Genomic DNA, 22,810 nt, shown 5'->3' on the forward strand with positions numbered 1-22,810 from the left:
TGATCCGTCATGCTGAACTTGATTCAGCATCCATTCGCGCTCGCTTCTATAATAAGAGGAGCGCGAATGGATCCTGACTTTCGTCAGGATGACGGAGGACGGAACATCGGGGCATGACCCTCCTCCGCAAGACCGCCACGATCGGCGGCCTTACCCTTGTCAGCCGGGTGCTCGCCCTCGTCCGCGACTCGTTGCAAGCAACGTTCGTCGGCGCGGGGTTCGCGTCGGACGCCTTCCTGGTCGCCTTTCGTCTGCCCAACATGTTTCGCGCTCTGTTTGCGGAGGGGGCGTTCTCCGCCGCGTTCATCCCGATGTTCAACCGCAAGGTCGGGGAGACGGGCGAGGTCTCCGCCGGCATCCGCTTCGCCGAACAGGCATTGGCGGTGTTGTTCCCGATCCTCGTCGTCTTCACCGCCGCGATGCTGATCGCGGCGTACCCGCTCACCTGGGCGCTGTCCGGCGGGTTCAAGGATCCGACGCCGGAACAGTTCGCCTTCGCCGTCCTCCTGTCGCGGATCACCATCCCCTATCTGGCGCTGATCTCGCTGGTGTCGCTGCTCGGCGGCATCCTCAACTCGCTCGACCGCTTCTGGGTGAACGCCTTTGCGCCCGCCCTCCTCAACATCGCGATGATCGCCGGGCTGTGGTTCTTCCACGGCGACGATCCCTATGAGACCGCGCGTGTACAGGCGATCTCGGTGACGCTCGGCGGCCTGTTTCAGCTCGTCTGGCTTATGGTCGCCTGCCGCGCGGCCGGGGTAAGCCTGCGGCTGCGCGCCCCCCGCCTCGACGCGGATGTAAAGCAGCTTCTCCGCCTGATCCTGCCCGCCGCCGCCGGGGCGGGCGCGGTGCAGATCAACCTCCTGATCTCGACCGCGCTCGCGGGGCGGCTGCTCAATCCAGGGGCGATTTCCTACATCTACTATGCTGACCGGCTGAACCAGCTGCCGCTCGGGCTGATCGGCATCGGTCTCGGCACCGTGCTCCTGCCGACGATCTCTCGCCTGCTTTCGACCGGCAAGATCGCCGAAGCGATGGAGACGCAGAACCGGGGCATCGAGCTGGCGCTGTTCCTCACCCTGCCCGCCACCGTCGCCTTCATCGTCGCGTCCGAGCCGATCGTGCGCGGGCTGTTCGAACATGGCGCGTTCACCGCCACGGACACCGCCAACTCGGCCTGGGCGCTCAGCGCCTTCTCGATCGGCTTGCCCGCCTACGTCATGGTGAAGGTGCTGACCCCCGGCTTCTACGCGCGGGAGGATACGCGGACGCCGGTGCGCTACGCCACCTGGTCCGTCGGCGTGAACATCGCCGCGAACATCGTGCTGATCCCGCTGATCGCGCATGTCGGGCCGCCGCTCGCGACCGCCTTCTCCTCCTGCGTCAACGTCTACATGCTCTATCGCGAGCAGAAGCGGCGCGGCTACTTCGAAGCGGACGCGCAGCTCCGCCGCCGCATCCCTCGGCTTGCTGTCGCAGCCCTCATCATGGGAGCGGCGGTCTATGGCCTCGACCTCCTGCTGCTGCCCTATACCGGCGGCCCGGCGTTGATCCGCATCGCGGCGCTCGCCGGACTCGTCGGCGGCGGGGTTGCAGTCTACGCGGTCGCCTGCTTCCTGACTGGCGCGTTCCGGCTGGCCGATCTGAAGGCGATCCTGCGGCGGCGGAGGGCCTGAGGTAGGCCGAAGGTTCCGAAAGTTCCGGCAAAACGACAACAAAGCCATCGCAACTTCCACCCCGCGCATGGCGTCGGACAGGAAGAGGCGCGAGGCGGCTTGCATCGACCAGCCTATGCGCGGCGGCATCGGCTGTAGGACAGCGAAACTTGCGCGCCGCTTGACCGGACCGCCCGCCTCCGCAACAGCCCGCCTTATGGCAAAGCGCATCGTTTCGGGCATTCAGCCCACCGGCAACCTGCATCTCGGCAATTATCTCGGCGCGATCGCGCGCTGGGTGAAGATGCAGGACGAGCTGGCCGAGGGCGATCGGTGCTTCTTCTTCCTCGCCGACCTCCACGCGATCACGGTCTATATCGATCCGGCTCAGCTCGCCCGGAACACGCGCGAGATGGCGGCGGCGCTGATCGCCTGCGGAATCGACACCGATCGCTCGGTGCTGTTCAATCAGGCGCGCGTGCCCGCCCATGCCGAACTCTGCTGGCTGCTGAACGGCACGGCGCGGATCGGCTGGCTGAACCGGATGACGCAGTTCAAGGAGAAGTCGGGCAAGAACCGTGAGGGCGCGTCTATCGGCCTCTACGCCTATCCCGTGCTGCAGGCGGCTGACGTCCTCGTCTACAACGCGACGCACGTGCCGGTGGGCGAGGATCAGAAGCAGCATCTGGAACTGGCCCGCGACATCGCGACCAAGTTCAACACCGACTACAAGGTCGACCTGTTCACCCTTCCCGAGCCGATCATCGGCGCGGCGGCGGCACGGGTGATGTCGTTGCGCGACGGCACGGCCAAGATGTCAAAGTCCGACCCCTCGGATGCGAGCCGGATCAACCTGACCGACGACATCGATACGATCGCGTCCAAGGTCCGCAAGGCGAAGACCGATGCCGAACCGCTGCCGGAAACGCCGGACGCTCTCGCCGAGCGGCCGGAGGCGCGCAACCTCGTCGCGATCCTCGCCGCGGTGACGGGCCGCACGAGCGCGGAGGTGCTGGTCGAACATGCCGGCCAGGGCTTCGGCGCGTTCAAGCCTGTGCTGGCGGATGCGCTGGTCGAGACGTTCCGCCCGATCAAGGAGCGGCTGGACCGCCTGGCCGCCGATCCGGCCGAATTGGACCGCCTGTTGGACAAGGGCGCGGCGAAGGCGGCCGAGGTGGCGGCACCGACGCTGTCGGAGGCGTACAAGGCGCTGGGATTGCAGCGCTGACCTCATCCTCCCTGAGCTTGCTCGGGGAGGGGGACCAGCGAAGCTGGTGGAGGGGCGGCGCGAAGCACCGGCTTCGCCGACCCCTCCACCACCGGCTTTGCCGGCGGTCCCCCTCCCCACGCTGCGAGTAGGGAGGATGATTCTTGCCGCGCAACCGCTATGTTCCCGAAGCGTTCAACCACCATTAAGCTCGATAAGCCCATAACTTATCGTGCTGGCAGGTCCGTCCGAGACCTGTCGGGTCCGGAGAGTTCCTAGATGTCCCTCACCAAGAAATTCATGACCGTCGCGGCACCCGCCGCGCTGCTTTCGCTGGCCGCCTGCGCCACCTCGTTCAAGGCCGATGTCGCCCGTTTCCAGGCGATGCCCGCGCCGGTCGGCCAGAGCTTCTACGTCCAGCCGGAACATCCCGAGGATGCCGGCAGCCTCGAATTCGCGCAGTACGCCGCGATCGTCGGCCAGCGGCTGCAGTCGCAGGGCTACAGCCCCGCCGCCTCACCCAAGGCCGCGACCCTCGTCGTGATGATCGACTATGGAGTCGATAACGGGCGTGAGAAGGTGACTACCACGCCCGGCGGCTTCGGCCCGGGCTGGGGCGGCGGCCCCTGGGGCTACGGCGGCTGGGGCGGCCGAGGCTGGGGCTGGGGAGGCCGCGGCTATTACTGGGGCTGGAACGATCCGTGGATGTGGGGCGGCGGCTATCCCGACGTGCGCAGCTACACCGTCTACACCAGCTTCCTCGATATGACGATCAAGCGCGCCGGCGACGGCCAGAACGTGTTCGAGGGCCATGCTAAGGCGATGTCGCGCGACGACCAGCTGACGCACCTCGTGCCGAACCTGATCGACGCGATGTTCACCAACTTCCCCGGCCGTTCGGGCGAGACGGTGCGCATCACCGTGCCGCCGCCCGAGAAGCGGTAAGTTTTACACAGCCGTCACCCCGGCCTTGAGCCGGGGTCCCGCTGCCTCAGGTCGAACAAGAAGCAGGACCCCGGATCAAGTCCGGGGTGACACCAAAAAAGTTACCCCTCCAGCCGGCGCATCAGCAGGCGGACGTCGGCGTCCATCTCCGCGTCGGTCTGGCGCAGCTTCTCGATCTGCCGGACGGCGTGGATCACCGTGGTGTGATCGCGTCCGCCGAAGCGGCGGCCGATCTCCGGCAGTGAGCGCGGGGTGAGTTGCTTCGACAGGTACATCGCGACCTGACGCGGGCGGGCGACCTCGCGTGCGCGGCGGGCGGAGGTCATCTCGGCCTGGCGGATGCGGTAATGGTCGGCGACGGTTCGCTGGATCTCGTCGATGGTGATCCGCCGCTGGCTGGCGCGCAGCAGATCGGCAAGCGTGGTGGTCGCGAAGTCGATGTCGATCGTGCGGCCGGTTAGGGTCGCATAGGCGACGACGCGGTGGAGCGCGCCCTCCAACTCCCGCACATTGGCGCTGATCCGCTTGGCGAGGAAGGTCACCACCTCGGGCGGCACGGCGACGTTGGGCATCGCCTCCAGCTTCTTGGAGATGATGTTGAGGCGCAGCTCGAAGTCGGCCGGATTGACGTCGGCGACCAGGCCCCAGGACAGGCGCGAAAGGATGCGGCTTTCGACACCCTCCAGATCCTGCGGGCTGCGGTCGGCGGAGATGACCAGCGGCTTCCCCGCCGAAATCACCTCGTTCATCGTGTGGAAGAACTCTTCCTGCGTCGATTCTTTGCCGGCGATGAACTGCACGTCGTCGATCATCAGCAGGTCGGCCGAGCGCAGCCGGGTCTTGAACGAGAGCGTATCCTTGGCGCGCATGGCCGAGACGAACTCGAACATGAACTTCTCGGCCGACATGTAGACGACATTGGCGTTCGGATTGCGGCGCAGATGCTCCAGCCCGATCGCGTGCATCAGGTGCGTCTTGCCGAGCCCGGTCTGGCCGTGGAGGAACAGCGGGTTGAAAGCAACGCGGCCACCCTCGGCCAGGGTGCGCGCCGCGTTGTAGGCGACCTCGTTCGCCTTGCCGACGACGAAGGCCTCGAAGGTGTAGCGCGCCTCAAGACCGGCGGCCCCGGGCAACGCCGGATCGGTCGCAACCGGCTCGTCGGTCTGCACCTCGGCGACAGGCTCCGCTTCATAGAGCGCCGGCCGCGCGCTCGAATCCGCAAGCTCGATGCGGACCTGCTTGATCGACGGGATCATCGCGCGCCAAGCCTGCGTCAGGCGATCGAGGAAGTGCGATTCGACCCAGTTGATGAGGAACTGCGACGGCAGGGTCAGGCGAACCATCCCGAGATCGGGATCGCAGTCCGCCAGCTGCAGCGACTTCAGCCAGGTGTCGAAGGTGCGGACCCCGCAATCGCGGCGGAGCCCCGCGCGGATCATCTCCCAGGCGGCGTCCGCGGGCGAGCCCGTCGCAGCACTGGAATGTTCCGCACGATCAAAGCTCGCCCGCATCCGCCGTCCTTACCCCCCGGCCACGGCCGGAATTGATTAAACAAAGCTGCCCCGTCGCCCGGAAGAGCCCCCGCCCCGCCGCAGCCAAACCGTCACACTTCACGCTGACCAGCCGATTCGCGTCCGCCGGTGGGAGAGTTGTACGAAGCGCCCAAGACCCCGATCAACGCCGTTTTTGTCGCCGGACTGAAATATTGGTCATTGACACGATCCACGTTGAATTTTTCGGCGGAAGCGTACCAAGCCACTGTAAACAAGCGATATTTGCGATGTCGATCTAAGCTAGTGCTGCCGAATCACGGGAAATCAAAGGGCTGCGTCGCGAAGCCCAGACGCGCGTTGAAACGGCATAGTCACAAAACTGAAAAGGCCCGCCGGATCGCTCCGACGGGCCTTTTGGCTGTCACGAAACCGTCGTTCAGGCGAGTGCGGAGACCGCCTTGGTCAGCCGGCCGAACTTACGGGCAACGGTGTTCTTGTGGAGGACGCCCTTGGCAACGCCGCGCGCCATTTCCGGCTGGGCTGCTGCGAGAGCTTCGACGGCCGCGCTCTTGTCGCCCGCCGCCAGCGCGCTCTCGACCTTCTTCACGAAGGTGCGGATGCGGCTCACGCGGTTGCCGTTGATCTCGGTACGGCGCGCGTTGCGACGGATACGCTTCTTAGCTTGCGGCGTGTTCGCCATTCTTCGTCCTCGGTCGTGTTCAAAGGGGTAGGCGGCACAAGGTCACCCCGTGCCGGGAGGCCGCGCCTATACGCAGGACACCCTGTCACGTCAACGTCATCGCTGGCATTTCCCGCAGTGGAAGGTGGAACGTCCGCCATCCACCCGGCGCAGGACCGGCGCGCCGCAATCGCACGCCTCCCCTTCCCGCCCGTAGACGCGGAATTGCTTGGAGAAATAGCCCAGTTCCCCATCCGGCCGCGCATAGTCGCGCAGCGTTGATCCGCCCGCCTCAATGGCCGACAGCAGCACGGTACGTATGGCGTCGACCAGCCGCCCTAGTCTCGCGAGCGAAATGCGCCCTGCTTCGCGCGTCGGTGCGATCCCGGCCATGTGCAGAGCCTCGCACACATAGATGTTGCCGAGGCCCGCGACGATCCGCTGGTCGAGCAGCATGACCTTCACATTGGCGACGCGGCCGGCAAAGGCGCGCTTGAAATGCGCGGCGGTGAGGTCGGGCCCAAGCGGCTCCGGCCCGAGCGCGCGAAAGGCGGGGAACGCGGCGACCGCTTCCGTGTGCACCAGATCCACCGATCCGAAGCGGCGCGGATCGTTGAGGGCGATCCGGTGCGCCTCCGTGTCGATGACGAGATGGTCGTGCTTGCCGACCTCCGCCGGGTCGATCCGCCAGCGGCCCGACATGCCGAGATGGAAGATCATCGTGTCGCCACGATTGGTGTCGATCAGACCATATTTGGCGCGCCGGCTGAGACCGGTCACCACCGCGCCGGTCAGCCGCTGGCGAAGATCGACGGGTATCGCGCGGCGCAGGTCGGCACGCCGCGGTTCGACCGAGACGAGGCGCTCCCCCTCCAGCACCGGCCGCAATCCGCGCACCGTGGTCTCGACTTCGGGAAGCTCGGGCATGCCGATCCCCTATCCCGGCGGCGCGCCGGACGCTACAGCCCCTCCCATGACCGACACCGTTTCCTTCGGCTACGAAGACATCGCCGCATCCGAGAAGACCGCCCGCGTGGGCGAGGTGTTCCGTAACGTCGCACGCCGGTACGACGTCATGAACGACTTCATGTCGGGCGGCATGCACCGGCTGTGGAAGGACCGCTTCGTCCGCCGCGTGAAGCCGCGCCCCGGCGAGGTCATCCTCGACATGGCGGGCGGCACCGGCGACATCGCCTTCCGCATGGCGCGGCATGGCGCGCGGGTGACGGTCAGCGACATCAATGCCGCGATGCTGGGCGTCGGAATGGAGCGGGCGGCGAAGAAGGGGATCGAGGGGCTGACTTGGTCCGAGCAGAACGCCGAGACGCTGAGCTTCGCCGATCGCGCGTTCGACGCCTACACCATCGCGTTCGGCATTCGGAACGTCACGCATATCGACAAGGCGCTGGCGGAGGCTCACCGCGTCCTCAAGCGCGGCGGGCGGTTCTTCTGCCTGGAATTCTCGACCACCGAATGGCCGGGCTTCGCCGACGTCTACGATGCCTATTCGCACAAGCTGGTGCCGCAGATCGGCCGGATCGTCGCCGATGACGAGGCGAGCTACCGCTATCTTATCGAATCCATACGCCGCTTCCCACCGATGCCGAAGTTCCGCGCGATGGTGGAGGCGGCGGGCTTCACGCAGACCAGGGTCGAGCCGATCCTCGGCGGACTCGTCGCCATCCACAGCGGCTGGAAGATATGACCAACAATTCCTCCCCGGCACGGGGAGGGGAACCAGCGCAGCTGGTGGAGGGGGCGTGCAACAAGCACACCGGCTTCCTGGCTGAGAGCCCCCTCCACCACCGCTGCGCGGCGGTCCCCCTCCCCGGATCGGGGAGGATTTTTTGACCTCTCCCGCCATCCACCTCTTCCGCCTGCTGAAATGGGGTCGCACGCTCGCCCGCCACGGCGCCTTGCGAGGCATTGAGCGCGACCCGCTCGCGCCGACACAGGTCAAGCGGCTCCTCCGTATCGCCCGCTTCGGCGCGCGGGTGCCGGAGCGACCGAACTACGCCGACGCGTTCCAGTCGCTCGGCCCTGCGGCGATCAAGCTCGGTCAGGCGCTCGCCACCCGGCCGGATCTGGTCGGAGAGGAAGCAGCGGCCGACCTCCTCCGCTTGCAGGACGCCGTGCCGCCGGTCCCGTTCGAAGCGATCCGCGCCGCCGTGGAGCAGGCGCTGGAGCGCCCGCTGGACGTCGCCTTCGCCAGCTTCGATCCGGTGCCGATCGGCGCGGCCTCGATCGCCCAGGTCCACCGCGCCGTCACGACCGACGGCCGGTCGGTAGCCGTTAAGGTGCTGCGCCCCGGCGTGGAGGAGGAGATGGCGAAAGCCATCGACACCTATGAATGGGCGGCGGCACATGTGGAGACGCTGGGCGGAGAGGTCGCGCGCCTGCGCCCCCGCCTCGTCATCGCTACCTTTAAACAATGGACCGCGCGCGAGCTGGACCTGCGGCGCGAGGGAGCTTCGGCGTCCGAGCTGGCCGAGAACATGGCGGCCGAGCCCGAGTTCGACGTGCCGGCGATCGATTGGACCCGCTCCGCGCGCCGTGTCCTGACGATGGAATGGATCGACGGCATCAAGCTGTCGAGCCGCGACCGGTTGATCGCGGCCGGCCACAATCCGACCGAACTGGCCCACCGTCTTGTCCGTGCCTTCCTCCGCCAGTCTATTGGCGACGGGTTCTTCCACGCCGATCTGCATCAGGGGAACCTGTTCGCGCGGCCGAACGGCCATCTCGCCGCCATCGACTTCGGCATCATGGGGCGGGTCAATCGGCAGGCACGGCTCTGGCTGGCGGAGATCCTCCACGGCCTGATCACCGGCAATTACGCGCGCGTCGCCGAGATCCATTTCGAGGCGCAGTATGTCCCTGCCCACCACAACATCGCCGAGTTCACCACGGCCCTGCGCGCCGTCGGCGAGCCGATCCGCGGCCTCCCCGTCAAGGACATCTCGGTCGGGCAAATGCTCGACGGCCTGTTCGCGATCACGCGCGATTTCGACATGCCGGTGCAGCCGCACCTCCTTCTCCTGCAGAAGACGATGGTGATGGTGGAGGGGGTCGCCACCAACCTCGATCCCGATATCAACATGTGGGAAACGGCGGAGCCGTTCGTCCGCGAATGGCTGCGCGACGAGCTGGGTCCGGAGGCGTTTCTGGCCGAGCGGCTGCGCGACGGCGCCCGCGCCCTCATCGGCCTTCCCGATCTTCTCCGCCGGATCGAGGCACGGTTCCCGGCCGAGGGCGCTGCACCTCCGCCGCCCCCGCTCCCCGCCGTGCGGGTGGTGCGCGCAGGTGCGCTGGGCTGGCAGGTGACGATAGCGATGATCGCCGCTGTGGTCGGCGGCGTTGCCGGGGCTATCCTGTTCTAGCTGTGATTTGATTTCAGGCGCGACATGCCTATATACCGCTCGGTATGAATGCGCCTGCCACCATCCCGGCCAAAGGCCGCCCGCGTGAGTTCGACACCGATGTCGCGCTCGCCGCTGCCCTCCGCGTGTTCTGGAAGCACGGTTATGACGGCGCCTCAATGGCCGACCTGACTGAGGCGATGGGGATCACCAAGCCCAGTCTGTACGCTGCGTTCGGCAACAAGGAGGCGCTCTTCAACAAGGCGCTCGATCTCTACGAGCGCGAGAAGCTGGCCTATATGACAAGCGCCTTGAGCGCCCCGACCCTGCGTGGCGTTGCCGAGCGGCTTCTGACCGGTGCCTTGGCGCTGCAGACCAATGATTGCGATCCGAAGGGCTGCATGGCGATGTCGGCGATCACCTGCGGACCGGAGGCGGAGTCGATCCGCGCCGCGGTGATCGAGCGCCGCTCCTCCTCATCCGCCGCGCTCGTCGCACGGTTCGAGCAGGCGAAGGCGGAAGGAGAGCTTCCGCAAGGCATCGAGCCGATGGGCCTCGCGCGGCACCTTCTGTCGAACATTCAGGGGATGAACGCACAAGCTGCTGCGGGTGCCTCGGCCGCCGAGCTGAAGAGCCTGGTCGATACCGCACTCGCTCTCTGGCCGACTAAATAAGTAACGGGTGGTACAGAAAGCAATTGACGAGCCTCGACGGCACGTCTATACCGATCGGTATTGAACAACCGCCCTGCCGAGGGGACGCCGCATGGCCTATATCGACTTCACCGCTTTCTCGCTCGACGCCCGCACCGTAGCGGTCGAGGCATCTGCCTCGGCCCTGTCGCCGCTCGAATGGACGACCGTGGCGCTGGCACGCAACGACAGCCTCTCCAGCCTGACCGAGCCGAGCCGTCTCGCCCGCGCGCTCGGCGGCCTGTTCGGTCTGGGGAGCCAGTCACGCCTTGCCGATCCGCGCCTCGAGGCACTCCGCCGACTGGCGGTCAACGCCTGGCACCACGGCTACACTCTCCCCGTATCCGAGATTAAAGCCTTCGTCACAGCCGGCTTTACCATCGGACAGCTCGAAGCGGTGCTCGCCAGTGTCGGCAAGGCGCGCAACGACAGCGGTGATCGCCGCAAGCGCTGACCCGTTCTGTTGCCGATCAGCAACAACCGCCCGCGATATGTTGTCGCGGGGCAAATCGGTCATGACTCGCGGAACGTAAGACGATAGTCATTCCTCAACGGAACGCCGGCCTGGGCCACGGTTCGGGGAGGTTGCAGCTCCACCACGCGACAAAGCGTCGGGAAAGAGAGCGCGACCAACCAAAAGGGGGCTGACGAGCGATCGTCACGCGGACGCCTGAGCTGGAAACGGCTCAGGCGTTTGTGATTCCGGACCCTGTCAGCCGCGGATTCAGCTGTTCCCTTCCGCTTCTTCGCGCGCCTCTTCGATCAGCTTGCGCAGTTGTCCGCTATCCACGCCACCCTTCACCAGAAACGGCCCGACGAGGATCCCGGGCGTACCCGGCAAGCGCAGGTCGAGCGCCTCGCGCGAAATCTGCGCGAGGCGGGCCTCGATCGCCTCGGCATTGGCCCGCATGTCGTGGACGAGTCGGATCGGATCAACGCCGGCCCCCGCTGCAATGGTGGCGATACGCCCCTGATCGAGCGTCCCCGTGCTCCGCATCAGCGCGCGATGCATCGGCCAGTACTTTCCCTGATACTGCGCCGCGAGCGCCGCCCGGGCCGCCAGGACCGAGTCGTCACCCAGGATTGCCCAGTCCTTGAGGATGAAGCGAACACCCGTCCCCTTTACCATCCCCTTTTCGATGACCGCCTCCGTTCGCCGGCAAACCGGACAGCGATGGTCGGTGAACATGACGATGGTGACGGCGGCATCGGTCGGCCCCAGCGCGGGCGCCTGAAGATCGCCTGCGATGCGGCCGGCGAGCGGGCGGGCGACCGGCTCCGGCTCCATCCAGCGGGTGATCAGGATCGGCGGCAGGACGAAGCCGGCGATGACCACGATCCAAGCCCACCAGGGAAGGAGCGGCGCTCGTCTTTGGTTGGCCAACCTACCGTTACCCCATAGGTTTTGCAGCTTAGGCGCTAGACCAGGCGGCTCTGCTTTACCGCCGCCTCGATGAAGCTGGCGAACAGCGGGTGCGGGTCGAAGGGCTTGGACTTCAGCTCCGGGTGGAACTGCACGCCGACGAACCACGGATGGTCCGGCCGCTCGACAATCTCCGGCAGCTCGCCGTCCGGCGACATGCCGGAGAAGACGAGACCGCCCTTCTCCAGCGCGTCCTTGTAATGGACGTTGACCTCATAGCGGTGGCGATGCCGCTCCTGAATATCGGTCGCGCCGTAGATTGCGGAGACATGGCTGTTCCCGGCCAGCTTGGCGTCGTACGCGCCGAGCCGCATGGTGCCGCCGAGGTCACCGCCCTCTTCCCGCTTCTGCAGGCCGCCGGCGGTCATCCATTCGGTGATGAGCCCGACCACCGGCTCCTCGGTCGGACCGAATTCGGTGGTCGAGGCCTTGTCGATGCCCGCCAGGTTTCGTGCACCCTCGATACAGGCCATCTGCATGCCGAGGCAGATTCCGAAGAACGGAACGCTCCGCTCGCGCGCGAACTGGACCGAGCGGATCTTGCCCTCCGACCCCCGCTCTCCAAAACCGCCGGGCACGAGGATGCCGTGCATGGGCTCCAGCTCGGCGGCGATGTCGCGGCCTTCCTGCTCGAACAATTCGGCGTCCAGCCAACGCAGGTTGACCTTCACCCGGTTGGAAATGCCGCCATGGACCAGCGCCTCGCTGAGCGACTTGTATGCGTCCGGCAGGCCGACATATTTGCCGACGACGCCGATCGTCACCTCGCCTTCCGGGTTCGTAAGCCGGTCCATGATGTCGTCCCAGCGGCGCAGGTCGGGTGATGGCCCCGGCTCGATGCCGAAGGCGCGCAGCACCTCCACGTCGAGCCCCTCGCCGTGATACTGGAGCGGTACCGCGTAGATGCTTTTGGCGTCGAGCGCGGGGATGACCGCCTCCGGCCGGACGTTGCAGAACGCCGCGATTTTCGCCCGCTCCCCCGCCGGCAGCGGCCGTTCGCAACGGCAGACGAGGACGTCGGGCTGGATGCCGAGGCTGGTCAGCTCACGGACGGAATGCTGCGTCGGCTTGGTCTTGAGTTCCCCCGCCGCCGCGATGAACGGCACGAGCGTGACGTGGACGCTGATGAAGGCGCCACGGGACAGGTCGTTCCTCAACTGGCGCATCGCCTCGATGAAGGGCAGCGACTCGATGTCGCCGACGGTGCCGCCGATCTCGCAAAGCACGAAGTCGAGATCGTCCACATCGGTGCGCGCGAACGCCTTGATCGCGTCGGTAACGTGCGGGATCACCTGCACCGTCGCGCCGAGATAATCGCCCCGCCGCTCCTTGGCGATGATCGTCTGGTAGATGCGGCCGGAGGTCACATTGTCCGACTGGCGTGAGGGCACGCCCGTGAACCGCTCGTAATGGCCGAGGTCGAGGTCCGTCTCGGCCCCATCATCGGTGACGTAGACTTCACCGTGCTGATACGGACTCATCGTGCCCGGATCGACGTTCAGATAGGGGTCGAACTTGCGGATACGCACCTTGTATCCGCGCGCCTGAAGGAGGGCGGCGAGGCTGGCGGCCATGAGGCCCTTGCCGAGCGAGGAGACCACGCCGCCGGTTATGAAGATGAACCGGGTCATGGGAGAATGGGCTTAGTCGCCCGAATCCGGTGAGGGCAAGCGGAGACCGGTTCGCAGCGGGAATTTGCTGTGGATGAACCCCATCGCGAGCGCATCGTTATCCGCGCGAACACAGGAGAACGACATGGCCACCCAACCTGACTCGCCGCCGCCGACCACGCCCGACGTCCACCCCGACAGCGTGCCCGAGGATCAGCCCATGCCGCCCGAGGATCAGCCTATGCCGGTCGAGGATCCGGATCGTCCGGGTTATGTGAAGCAGGCCTGATCTTCGCAGGCACTCCGACCGCGGTGGCGCCGGCCGGCACGTCGGTCAGCACCACCGCGTTCGCGCCCACCTTGCAATGTTCTTGCAAAGTCACCGGCCCGAGTATTTTGGCCCCGGCACCACAGTCCACATGACCCATCAGGCGCGGCGCACCGACTTCGGTGGCGCCCAACGTCACCTGCTGCATAAGCAGGCAGTTCGGACCGATCTGAGCATCGGAATGCACGACGATGCCGTTGGGATGCGGCATGAGGAGACCGCCGCCGATCTTCGCGTTGATCGGAATGTCCGCACCGGTGACAGCCGCCCAGAAACGGTGGCGCAGCACGGCCCATTTCCGCCTGATGGGATGTCGCGATCGCTGATAGCTGCGGATGGCGGCCAGGAGCGACCGGGACGGATCCCATGCGAACGGACGCTTGTATTCACGGCTCCAGTCCGGTTCTGTGGCCGAGACCGTCGGACCCGCGCCCGTCATCAGCCGTCGAGCGCCTTCTTCAGCAGTTCGTTGACCACCGCAGGGTTCGCCTTGCCCGCCATCGCCTTCATCGTCTGGCCGACGAAGAAGCCGAAGAGCTTGTCCTTGCCGCCGCGATACTCGGCCACCTTGTCGGCATTCGCGGCCATGACCTTGGCGATCTCCGCTTCGATCGCGCCGGTGTCGCTGGTCTGCCTGAGGCCGCGATCCTCAACGATCTTCAACGGGTCTTCGCCTGACTCCAGCATGATCTCGAAGACCTGCTTGGACAGCGACCCCGACAGCGTTCCGTCCGCGACGAGCCCAAGCAGTTCAGCACCCTGTCCGGGCGTGATCGGCGAGTCTTCAATCGTCCGCTCGGCGCGGTTCAGGCCCCCGAACAGGTCCGACACCAGCCAGTTCGACGCCGCCTTGGCGACCTCGGCCTCTGTCTTGCCCTGCCGCCTGGCCGCATCCGCCAGCAGCAATTCGAAGTAGCGGGTGTTCGCAACGTCGGCGGTGATGACGCCCGTGTTCCCCTCGGAAATGCCGAGCACGTCGCGATATCGCGCGATCTTCGTGTCGGGCAGTTCGGGCAGGCTCGCCGCGCACTCCGAAAGGAATGCGTCGTCCAGTTCCAACGGCAGCAGGTCCGGGTCAGGGAAGTAGCGGTAATCGTGCGCATCCTCCTTGGACCGCATCGATCGCGTCTCACCCCGATCCGGATCGAATAGGCGGGTCTCCTGCACGATCGTGCCGCCATCCTCGATAACCGCGATCTGCCGACGCGCCTCATGCTCCACGGTCTGCATGATGAAGCGGACGGAGTTGACGTTCTTGGTCTCGGTTCGCGTGCCGAACCCCGCCCCCGGCCGCCGCACCGACACGTTGACGTCGGCGCGCATAGACCCCTGTTCCATATTCCCGTCGCAGGAACCGACATAGCGCAGGATCGCGCGCAGCTTGCGGATATAGGCTCCCGCCTCGGCCGGTGAGCGCAGGTCCGGCTTGGACACGATCTCCATGAGGGCGATGCCGGAACGGTTGAGATCGACATAGGAGCGGGTCGGGTGCTGATCATGCATCAGCTTGCCCGCGTCCTGCTCGACATGGATGCGCTCGATCCCCACCGTCTTGGTGACGCCCTCTTCAGGCTCGATCTCGATCGCGCCTTCGCCCACGATGGGATGGTAGAGCTGGCTGATCTGATAACCCTGCGGCAGATCCGCGTAGAAGTAGTTCTTGCGATCGAAGCGCGAGTGGCGATTGATCTGGGCCTTCAGCGCCATGCCGGTGCGGACCGCCTGGCGGATGCATTCCCGGTTCGGCACGGGCAGCATGCCTGGCATCGCCGCATCCACAAGGCTCACCTGGCTGTTGGGCTCAGCCCCGAAGGCGGTGGAAGAGCCGGAGAAAAGCTTTGCATTGGTGCTGATCTGCGCGTGCACTTCGAGGCCGACGACGACCTCCCACGGCCCCGTTGCGCCCTCGATCGTATAGGTGCTGGTCATGGCGTTTCCTTGGCGCGCGGCGACGCACAAGGCAACGCCGTTATGGCTTGGGCCCGAGCTTGCGCGCAATCCCATGCAGCTTCTTCGGCACCCAGTCGTCGACGAAATGGTGGTATTTCACCACCACGTCGGTCTTGTCGCCTGTGTTCGGGCGGGTCTGGAAGGTCGTGGTCCGCTGCGGTAGGTTCGTCTCGATCGGCAGGGCCGTGTAGTAGTAGGTGGCGATCGAACGCCGCGAGCGATCGGACGGACAGGTCAGCGGATTGGGCTGTCCGTGATAGCTGTCGAGCGAGGTGTTGAACACGACGGCACGCGCCATGACAGGGGCGACCTCGACGGCAGCCTTGCGCATCTTCTTGTCCCAGAGCTCCAGATTGCCGCCGAAGCCCTCGTCCCAGTCCTCATTGAGGTAGACCAGGAGGTTCAGGCGGCGCTCCAGCTGCATGTCGCCATGGACGTTGAAGTCGGCATGGACGCTCAGGTGCCCGCCGGAAAGGGTCTCATGCAGCCCGCCGCCCGCATAGTACGGATCGGAGATCAGACCATCGATGCCGGTCATCGCCGACAGGAACTTCAGGAAAGGCTCGCCATTCAGCTCCGCCAGAAGGTTACGGACGATGCCACTTTCAACCGTATGCGGGTTGAACTGGTACTTGAAACGCTCCTGCGGGCGATCGAAGTAGTGGCGGCCTTCCCTGCTCGGGTATTCCTGGACGACGCGGCGAAGCACATCGACATCGAGGAAGTCCTCCATGACGATATGAGGAAAAGGCTGAGCCGATTGATACTGCGTCGCCCGCTTTTCCCCCTCGGCCGCGCACTGGTCGCCATCGAAGTGGAGGTAGCCGCCCGCATTCCTAAGATCGAGGATCGCCATTTCTCAGCCCCCTTTTCGCGCGGTTACTTACCACGTCTCGCCGCACCCCGACGCAGCCACATGCAGGACGCTTACAGGCGAGCTATTACCACCATCTTTCCGCCCGAGCCGTAAAGCCGGCCCGCTCCTCCACAGCCAGAGACGCGTTCAGCACACCCTGCTCGTCGAAGGGCTTGCCGATGACCTGCAGGCCGAGAGGGAGGCCCTGCTTGTCGAGGCCACCGGGCACCGACATCGCGGGCAGACCCGCGAGGCTTGATGGCACAGTGAAGACGTCGTTCAGGTACATGGCGATCGGGTCGGCGCTCTTCTCGCCGAGCGCGAACGCAGCGGACGGTGCTGTCGGGGTCAGCAGAACGTCGCACTTGTCCCATGCCAGCTCGAAGTCGCGAGCGATCAGCGCGCGGACCTTCTGCGCCTTGGTGTAATAGGCATCGTAGAAGCCGGCCGACAGAACGTAAGTTCCGATCATGATGCGCCGCTTCACCTCCGCGCCGAAGCCGGCGGCGCGGGTTGCCGCGTACATCTCCTGCAGGTTCGCTCCGTCGGGCAGCGCACGCTGGCCGTAGCGAACGCCGTCATAGCGCGCGAGGTTCGAGGAGGCTTCGGCAGGCGCGATGATGTAATAGGTCGGGAGCGCGTACTTGGTGTGCGGCAGGGAGACGTCGACCACCTCCGCCCCCGCGTCCTTCACCATCTCGATCCCGCGCTGCCACAGCGCCTCGATCTCCGGCGGCATGCCGTCGACGCGATACTCCTTGGGGATGCCGACGCGCTTGCCCGTCAGGTCGCCGGAAAGCGCCGCCTCCCAATTTGGAACGGCCATGTCGAGCGAGGTCGCATCCTTCGGGTCGAAGCCGCTCATCGCCTCAAGCATGATCGCGCAGTCCCGCACGTCCCGCGCCATCGGCCCGGCTTGATCGAGCGAGGAGGCGAAGGCGACCACGCCCCAGCGTGAGCAACGACCATAGGTTGGCTTGATCCCGGAGATGCCCGTGAAGGCAGCCGGCTGACGGATCGACCCGCCGGTGTCGGTTCCCGTGGCGCCTGGTACGAGCCGTGCGGCGACAGCAGCGGAGGATCCGCCCGAGGACCCGCCGGGTGAAAGCGCGGCGTTGCCGCCATCCTTCCGCTTCCAAGGGGAGATCACATTGCCGAACGCGCTCGTCTCGTTGGACGAACCCATGGCGAACTGGTCCATGTTCAGCTTGCCGAGCATTCCCGCACCTGCCGCGAACAGTTTGGCGGTGACGGTGGATTCGTATGTCGGCGTGAACCCCTCGAGAATGTGGCTGGCCGCCGTCGTCTGCACACCCGCAGTACAGAACAAGTCCTTGATCCCGAGGGGGACCCCGGCAAGCGGCAGAAAATCGCCCGACGCGCGTGCGCGATCGGCATTCTCGGCGGCGGCGATCGCGTGATCGGGCGTCTCGACCAGAAACGCGTTCAGCGACTTGCCCGCCGCAACTGCGCCATTGAAAGCGTCGGCGACTTCACGCGCGGAGAAATCGCCTGCGAGAAAGCCGTCGCGGATCGCGGCAATGGTGAGGTCGGTCAGAACGGTCACTCGATCACCTTCGGTACTGCGAAGAAGCCATGCTCCCCCTCCGGCGCGTTCTTCAGCACGTCATCGCGGATGCCACCGTCGGTGACAACGTCATCGCGCAGGCGCAGCGTGTTGGGGATTACCGCCGCCAGGGGCTCCACCCCATCGGTGTTCACCTCGCCCAGCTGCTCGACAAAGCCGAGGATGTTGTTGAGGTCGGGCACCAAAGCCTCGATCTCCGCATCGCTCAACGCGATCCGGGCGAGGCTGGCGATCTTGCGGACGGCAGCGTTATCGACGGACATAGCCGTGCCGCTACCAGCCACCCCCCTTGCCATCAAGCGCGGAACACTTTCGGCGATCGTCATGCGCGGCTAACAGGCGCCATGCTCGCGCGCCGCTTCCTGTACATCATCGCCGGTCTGGTCTTCCTGGTGCTCGTATCCGCGATCGTCTGGAGCATGTTCCAGGATCGTATCATCCGATACGCCATGATCCCGAGTGTGCCGTTCGAGGCAAGCGCGGCGGGCCCAGCCCCTGATTACACGCAGGACGCAGCATGGCTGGCCCGTCCAGGGCTCCGCGACAACCCCGCGCTTGTGACGCCGGCGAGTTTCACCGCGAACCCGAATGCGACGGCTGCGGTCTTCTACGTCACGCCCACCACCTACCTTCGCGGCGACCGCTGGAACGCGCCGCTCGATGATGGCGAGGCGCGCAAGTACCTTACCCTCTTCGCGCGTGGGCAGGCGAGTGCGTTCAACAGCGTCGGCCAGATCTGGGCGCCGCGCTACCGGCAGGCGAGCTTCGGCGTCTTCCTGACCGACGAGGCCAATGCGCGACGCGCGCTCGACTTCGCCTATGCCGATATCCTGCGTGCTTGGGAGACGTTCCTCGCCGCTCAGCCGGCCGACCGCCCGATCATTCTCGCCGGCCACAGTCAGGGAACAGTCCACCTGCTCCGGCTGATGAAGGAACGTGTCGCTGGGCAAGCGATCGCCCGGCGCATCGCCGCCGCGTACCTGGTGGGCTGGCCAATTTCGCTGACCGCTGACATCCCTGCTCTCGGGCTGCCCGCCTGCGCGCGGGCCGACCAGGCTAACTGCATCCTGTCCTGGCAGAGCTTCGCCGAACCGGCCGACGCCCACCAGATCGTCCAAATCTACGAAAGTCACAAAGGTGCAACGGGTAAACCGCTGAAGGGTACGGCGATGCTCTGCGTGAACCCGCTGACGGGCGTGCCGGGTACAAGTGCCCCTGCCTCAGCCAATCTCGGCGCGATTGTGCCGGAACGCGACCTTAGCGGCAGTCGTCTGGTGCCTGGCAAGGTCGGGGCGCGGTGCGATGCCTCGGGTTTCCTGCTGATCGGGGAACCACCGGAGGGCTATGACGGCTATGTCATGCCGGGCAACAACTACCACGTCTACGACTACAGCCTGTTCTGGGCGAATATTCGCCGGGATGCGGAACGACGCCTGGCGGCGTTCGTGCGGTGATCACCAGCGCAACCACCGAGTTTCTCGCTGCTCTCCCGACGGGCGGGCGCCTGGCTGGCCTCGACGTCGGCACGCGCACGATCGGTATCGCTTTCTGCGACGCAGGCTGGACTATTGCCAGCCCGGCCGAGCTTATCGAGCGGGTGAAGTTCAAGGTCGACTTCGCCCGCCTGCGGGAGATCGCCGCCAAACAGTCGATCAAGGGTTTTGTCATTGGGCTGCCGCTGAACCTGGACGGCACAGATTCACCGCGCACTCAGGCCATCCGGGCGTTCGCGCGCAACCTGTACCCCCTGGCGCTCCCCATCCTCCTCTGGGACGAGCGCTGGTCGACCGCCGCCGTGACCCGCACCCTTCTCGATGCGGACGCCAGCCGTGCGCGTCGCGCCGAACTCGTCGACAAGATGGCTGCGGCGTACATCCTCCAGGGCGCGATCGACGCGCTAACCCGGTGACGCTCAGACTTGAGTGGCCGTCACCGCCTCGCTACAGCCGGGCTTTGATGAACGCCTCCGCGCACAGCCACTGGCCCTACGGCGTCCACCCCTTCCCGCATCGTCATCTCACCGGAATCGCCGGGCTGAAGGCACATGAGATCACCTTCCTCCTCGACGAGGCGGAGCATTGGGTGGCGATCAATCGCGCGCAGACCAAGCATGACAATCGTCTTGCCAGCCTGACGCAGATCAACGCGTTCTTCGAGAACTCGACCCGTACCCTCCTGTCATTCGAGATCGCCGGCAAGCGGCTCGGCGCGGATGTGGTCAACATGATGGTCGCGCAGTCGAGCGTGAAGAAGGGCGAGACGCTGATCGATACCGCCGTGACTCTCAATGCGATGCGGGCGGACGTGATCGTAATCCGCCATGATGCTTCGGGGGCGGTGGGACTGATCGCCGACAAGGTTGACTGCCCAGTCCTCAACGCGGGCGACGGCCGCCACGAACATCCGACCCAGGCACTCCTCGACGCTCTGACGATCCGCCGCCGCAAGGGCGGGATCGCCGGGTTGAAGGTCGCCATCTGCGGCGATGTGCTACACAGCCGGGTCGCACGCTCCAACATCATATGCCTCGGCACGCTGGGAGCCGAGGTGCGCGTCGTCGCGCCGCCGACGCTCGTACCGCCGGCGATCGACCGGATGGGAGTAGCCTGCTTCACCGACCTCGACGCCGGGCTGGAGGGCGCGGACGTGGTGATGATGCTGCGGCTGCAGCGGGAGCGGATGGCCGGGGGCTTCGTGCCTTCGGAGCGCGAGTACCACGCCTTTTGGGGCCTCACGCATGAACGGCTTGCCCGCGCGCAGCCCGACGCGCTGGTGATGCACCCGGGTCCGATGAATCGCGGCGTGGAGATCACCTCAGCCGTCGCCGACGACATCGACCGCTCTGCGATTACGGAGCAGGTGGAGGTGGGCGTGGCGGTTCGCATGGCCTGCCTGGACGTGCTGACGCGAGCCAGGCGGGGTGTCGAGGGTTGGGCGTGACCTCGCTCGCGATCACGGGTGGTCGTCTCATCCTGGGCGATCGAGTCGAGTCCGCCTCGCTCCTGATCGAGGATGGCCGGATCGCGCGCATCGGGGGCGAAGTGCCGACCGGTGTCCGCATTATCGACGCGCGCGGAAAGCATGTCGCGCCTGGGATCGTCGATCTCGGCGTGTTCGCGATCGACCTTCCCGCCTTCACTGCGGGAGGCATCACCCGCGCCGCACTGATGCCGGATCAGTCGAGGCCTCTGGATGATGTCGGTCTGGTCCAGCGTGCGGCCGCGGCCGGAAAGCCGGCGGTGTGGATACACCCCATGGCGGCCGCGACCCGCAATCTTGAAGGGGCCGAGCTTGCCGAGGTCGCGTTGATGCAGCGGGGTGGAGCCTGCGCTATTGCCACCGGGCGCAGGCGGATTGCGGACTCAGGTGTGATGTACCGCCTCCTCGCCTATGCGGCCGCGTTCGACATGCTGGTGGTCAGCCATGCGGAGGACGAGGGTCTGACCGCCAATGCGGTCGCCACCGACGGCGAGACTGCGACCCGGTTGGGACTTGCTTCCGCACCGGCCTCTGCCGAGGCGATCGCCATCGGCCGTGACATCGCGCTGGCGGAGGAGACCGGCGCCCGTCTTCATTTTCGCCAGGTCACCACCGCCGCCGGCTTCCGCCTGATCCGTGCCGCGAAGAAGCGTGACGTACGCGTCACCTGCGGCGTCACCCCCGCCCATCTCCTCCTCAGCGAAACGGCGATCGGGCCGTTCAAGACCTTCGCCCGGCTCTCGCCACCACTCCGATCCGAGGACGACCGCAAGGCGACGCTTGATGCCGTGGCCGATGGCACCATCGACGTGATCTGCTCGGGACACGACCCGCGTGGGCCGGAGGCGAAGCGCCTGCCCTATGCAGACGCCGAGCCCGGCATGTCGGGTGCCGAAACGCTTGCCGCATTGGCGTTGACCTTGGTGCGCGACGGACTTGTGGACCTGCCCCGCCTCTTCACGCTTTTGTCGGCGAATCCTGCGCGTCTGCTCGGCCTTCCTGGAGGCACGATCGCCGAGGGGGCGGAGGCGGACCTGATCCTGCTCGACCCGGATGCCCCGTGGATCATCGACGGGGAGACGTTCGTATCCACCGCGGGCAATACACCCTTCGACGCTCTTCCCGTGCAGGGACGCGTGCTGACCACCATCAAGGGCGGACAGCCGCTCGGCTGAAGGTTACTCGGATGCGCCGCGCTCTTCTGACCCTCGCCTTCATCGTACCCCTCCCCGCCTCCGCCGACGTTGCTGCTGGAGTGCAGGCGTGGAAAACGGGCGACTTCGAGCGGGCGGTGAAGGAGTGGACCGCTCCAGCCGAGGCAGGTGATCCTGAGGCGCAGGTGCGGCTGGCCGACGCCTATCTTGCGGGCCGCGGTGTCTCCGCAGATCCGGTCAAGGCGCGCGCCTTGCTGGAGAAAGCGGCAACCAAGAACCAGCCGCTCGCTCAAGTTAATCTGGGCCTGCTCCTCTTTCGTGAGGGCGATGCGGCCCGCGCCTTTCCGCTCTTGGAGAAGGCGGCGGCGCGGAAGGAGCCAAGGGCGCAGTATTTGCTCGGCACCGCGCTCTTCAACGGCGACCGCATCAAGCAGGATCGTGTCCGGGGGCAGCAGATGATGGCGCTCGCCGCCGCCTCCGGCCTGCCGCAGGCGAAGACCAGCCTTGCGCGTATGAACACGATCCTTGCCGCCAAGACGCACGCCACGGCGCAAAAGCGCGCCGTGCCTGCGCTCCTGAGCCCTGGCCCGGCACAGCCGTCTACGTCAGCGGTGTCCGTGTCGGCAGCGCGTGAGGTCGCACCGCTTGCTCCACAAGCTAAGGCGGGTTGGCGTGTGCAGCTTGGTGCCTTCGGCTCACAGGCTGCCGCCGCCGCGCATTGGGCGCGTCTCTCGGCCCAACCGTCGCTGATGGCGGCGACACCAATCTACACGCCTGCGCGCAGCCTCTACCGTCTTCAGGCGGGACCATTTGGAACCGCAAGGGAGGCGATTTCCGTTTGCACCGCCCTACGCCGGCTCAGACAGGACTGCCTGCCGATCCGGCCCTGAGC

Annotated in this window: 23 protein-coding genes; 13 read left to right on the plus strand and 10 right to left on the minus strand. The window is 66.1% G+C overall.

The features are described 5' to 3' along the window. The first annotated feature begins 113 nt into the window (after window positions 1–113). From murJ to ACM608_RS08675, 3 genes are all read left to right on the plus strand, one after another. Window positions 114–1,676 carry a murein biosynthesis integral membrane protein MurJ gene (gene murJ / locus ACM608_RS08665; protein WP_419682821.1) on the plus strand — a complete coding sequence of 521 codons (1,563 nt, stop codon included), beginning with the start codon at window positions 114–116 and terminating at the stop codon, window positions 1,674–1,676. A gap of 196 nt (window positions 1,677–1,872) precedes the next feature. Continuing rightward, window positions 1,873–2,883, plus strand: a complete 1,011-nt coding sequence (gene trpS / locus ACM608_RS08670) for a tryptophan--tRNA ligase (protein ID WP_419682822.1) — start codon at window positions 1,873–1,875, stop codon at window positions 2,881–2,883. Window positions 2,884–3,141: 258 nt separating this feature from the next. Beyond that, on the plus strand, window positions 3,142–3,807 hold the full coding sequence (locus ACM608_RS08675) for a DUF4136 domain-containing protein (RefSeq protein ID WP_419682823.1): 666 nt from the start codon (window positions 3,142–3,144) through the stop codon (window positions 3,805–3,807). 101 nt (window positions 3,808–3,908) lie between these two features. Here the strand turns inward: ACM608_RS08675 and dnaA are convergent, their stop codons facing one another. The 3 genes from dnaA to mutM all read right to left on the minus strand — a co-directional run bounded on the left by dnaA (window position 3,909) and on the right by mutM (window position 6,906). After that, window positions 3,909–5,318, minus strand: coding sequence for a chromosomal replication initiator protein DnaA (gene dnaA, locus ACM608_RS08680; RefSeq protein WP_419682824.1), 1,410 nt, complete (start codon window positions 5,316–5,318; stop codon window positions 3,909–3,911). 418 nt (window positions 5,319–5,736) lie between these two features. After that, window positions 5,737–6,000 (minus strand): 30S ribosomal protein S20, encoded by a 264-nt coding sequence (gene rpsT / locus ACM608_RS08685; RefSeq protein WP_419682825.1) that lies wholly within the window; start codon window positions 5,998–6,000, stop codon window positions 5,737–5,739. A 96-nt stretch (window positions 6,001–6,096) separates the two neighbouring features. Further along, window positions 6,097–6,906: a bifunctional DNA-formamidopyrimidine glycosylase/DNA-(apurinic or apyrimidinic site) lyase gene (gene mutM / locus ACM608_RS08690; protein WP_419682826.1), complete on the minus strand. Its 810-nt coding sequence runs from the start codon at window positions 6,904–6,906 to the stop codon at window positions 6,097–6,099. Window positions 6,907–6,952: 46 nt separating this feature from the next. Between mutM and ACM608_RS08695 the strand changes: the two genes are divergently transcribed. The 4 genes from ACM608_RS08695 (at window position 6,953) to ACM608_RS08710 (ending at window position 10,484) form a co-directional block, all read left to right on the plus strand. Next, window positions 6,953–7,684 carry a class I SAM-dependent methyltransferase gene (locus tag ACM608_RS08695; RefSeq protein ID WP_419682827.1) on the plus strand — a complete coding sequence of 244 codons (732 nt, stop codon included), beginning with the start codon at window positions 6,953–6,955 and terminating at the stop codon, window positions 7,682–7,684. A gap of 142 nt (window positions 7,685–7,826) precedes the next feature. Further along, window positions 7,827–9,359, plus strand: a complete 1,533-nt coding sequence (ubiB, locus tag ACM608_RS08700) for a 2-polyprenylphenol 6-hydroxylase (protein ID WP_419682828.1) — start codon at window positions 7,827–7,829, stop codon at window positions 9,357–9,359. A gap of 44 nt (window positions 9,360–9,403) precedes the next feature. Next, window positions 9,404–10,012: a TetR/AcrR family transcriptional regulator gene (locus ACM608_RS08705; RefSeq protein ID WP_419682829.1), complete on the plus strand. Its 609-nt coding sequence runs from the start codon at window positions 9,404–9,406 to the stop codon at window positions 10,010–10,012. A gap of 91 nt (window positions 10,013–10,103) precedes the next feature. Next, entirely contained in the window at window positions 10,104–10,484 is a 381-nt protein-coding gene (locus ACM608_RS08710) for a hypothetical protein (protein ID WP_419682830.1), read from the plus strand. Window positions 10,485–10,754: 270 nt separating this feature from the next. On the opposite strand, the gene ACM608_RS08715 is transcribed toward ACM608_RS08710, so the two are convergent. Together ACM608_RS08715 and ACM608_RS08720 are read right to left on the minus strand one after the other, a co-directional pair. Continuing rightward, window positions 10,755–11,366, minus strand: coding sequence for a thioredoxin domain-containing protein (locus ACM608_RS08715; protein WP_419682831.1), 612 nt, complete (start codon window positions 11,364–11,366; stop codon window positions 10,755–10,757). An 83-nt stretch (window positions 11,367–11,449) separates the two neighbouring features. Further along, on the minus strand, window positions 11,450–13,084 hold the full coding sequence (locus ACM608_RS08720; RefSeq protein ID WP_419682832.1) for a CTP synthase: 1,635 nt from the start codon (window positions 13,082–13,084) through the stop codon (window positions 11,450–11,452). A gap of 124 nt (window positions 13,085–13,208) precedes the next feature. On the opposite strand from ACM608_RS08720, the gene ACM608_RS08725 reads away from it, so the two are divergent. Continuing rightward, window positions 13,209–13,352 carry a hypothetical protein gene (locus tag ACM608_RS08725; RefSeq protein ID WP_419682833.1) on the plus strand — a complete coding sequence of 48 codons (144 nt, stop codon included), beginning with the start codon at window positions 13,209–13,211 and terminating at the stop codon, window positions 13,350–13,352. Here ACM608_RS08725 and ACM608_RS08730 read toward each other — a convergent pair. From ACM608_RS08730 to gatC, 5 genes are all read right to left on the minus strand, one after another. After that, the gene (locus ACM608_RS08730) at window positions 13,303–13,830 is read right to left on the minus strand and encodes a serine acetyltransferase (protein WP_419682834.1); all 528 of its coding nucleotides are present in this window, start codon (window positions 13,828–13,830) and stop codon (window positions 13,303–13,305) included. The genes ACM608_RS08725 and ACM608_RS08730 overlap by 50 nt on opposite strands. Then, window positions 13,830–15,320, minus strand: a complete 1,491-nt coding sequence (gene gatB / locus ACM608_RS08735; protein WP_419682835.1) for an Asp-tRNA(Asn)/Glu-tRNA(Gln) amidotransferase subunit GatB — start codon at window positions 15,318–15,320, stop codon at window positions 13,830–13,832. Before gatB ends, ACM608_RS08730 begins: the two co-directional genes overlap by 1 nt. A 40-nt stretch (window positions 15,321–15,360) precedes the next feature. Beyond that, on the minus strand, window positions 15,361–16,197 hold the full coding sequence (locus ACM608_RS08740; protein ID WP_419682836.1) for a 2OG-Fe(II) oxygenase: 837 nt from the start codon (window positions 16,195–16,197) through the stop codon (window positions 15,361–15,363). Window positions 16,198–16,282: 85 nt separating this feature from the next. Next, window positions 16,283–17,764, minus strand: a complete 1,482-nt coding sequence (gene gatA, locus ACM608_RS08745) for an Asp-tRNA(Asn)/Glu-tRNA(Gln) amidotransferase subunit GatA (RefSeq protein ID WP_419682837.1) — start codon at window positions 17,762–17,764, stop codon at window positions 16,283–16,285. Next, complete coding sequence (gene gatC, locus ACM608_RS08750) at window positions 17,761–18,048, minus strand: Asp-tRNA(Asn)/Glu-tRNA(Gln) amidotransferase subunit GatC (protein WP_419682838.1); 288 nt, start codon at window positions 18,046–18,048, stop codon at window positions 17,761–17,763. Before gatC ends, gatA begins: the two co-directional genes overlap by 4 nt. An 81-nt stretch (window positions 18,049–18,129) precedes the next feature. Here gatC and ACM608_RS08755 point away from each other — a divergent pair, with 81 nt between their 5' ends. From ACM608_RS08755 to ACM608_RS08775, 5 genes are read left to right on the plus strand one after another with little or no spacing between them, the layout of a single operon-like run. After that, window positions 18,130–19,239: a DUF3089 domain-containing protein gene (locus tag ACM608_RS08755; protein WP_419682839.1), complete on the plus strand. Its 1,110-nt coding sequence runs from the start codon at window positions 18,130–18,132 to the stop codon at window positions 19,237–19,239. Further along, the gene (gene ruvX / locus ACM608_RS08760) at window positions 19,236–19,694 is read left to right on the plus strand and encodes a Holliday junction resolvase RuvX (RefSeq protein ID WP_419682840.1); all 459 of its coding nucleotides are present in this window, start codon (window positions 19,236–19,238) and stop codon (window positions 19,692–19,694) included. Before ACM608_RS08755 ends, ruvX begins: the two co-directional genes overlap by 4 nt. Window positions 19,695–19,741: 47 nt before the next feature. Beyond that, window positions 19,742–20,725, plus strand: coding sequence for an aspartate carbamoyltransferase catalytic subunit (locus ACM608_RS08765; RefSeq protein WP_419682841.1), 984 nt, complete (start codon window positions 19,742–19,744; stop codon window positions 20,723–20,725). Next, window positions 20,722–21,939 carry a dihydroorotase gene (locus tag ACM608_RS08770; protein WP_419682842.1) on the plus strand — a complete coding sequence of 406 codons (1,218 nt, stop codon included), beginning with the start codon at window positions 20,722–20,724 and terminating at the stop codon, window positions 21,937–21,939. The genes ACM608_RS08765 and ACM608_RS08770 overlap by 4 nt, the downstream gene beginning before the upstream one ends. A gap of 11 nt (window positions 21,940–21,950) precedes the next feature. Further along, window positions 21,951–22,808 (plus strand): SPOR domain-containing protein, encoded by an 858-nt coding sequence (locus ACM608_RS08775; protein WP_419682843.1) that lies wholly within the window; start codon window positions 21,951–21,953, stop codon window positions 22,806–22,808. The last annotated feature ends 2 nt before the right edge of the window (window positions 22,809–22,810 follow it).

Origin of the sequence: Sphingomonas sp. ID0503, assembly GCF_048565625.1 — a bacterium.
GTDB lineage: Bacteria > Pseudomonadota > Alphaproteobacteria > Sphingomonadales > Sphingomonadaceae > JBLZUR01.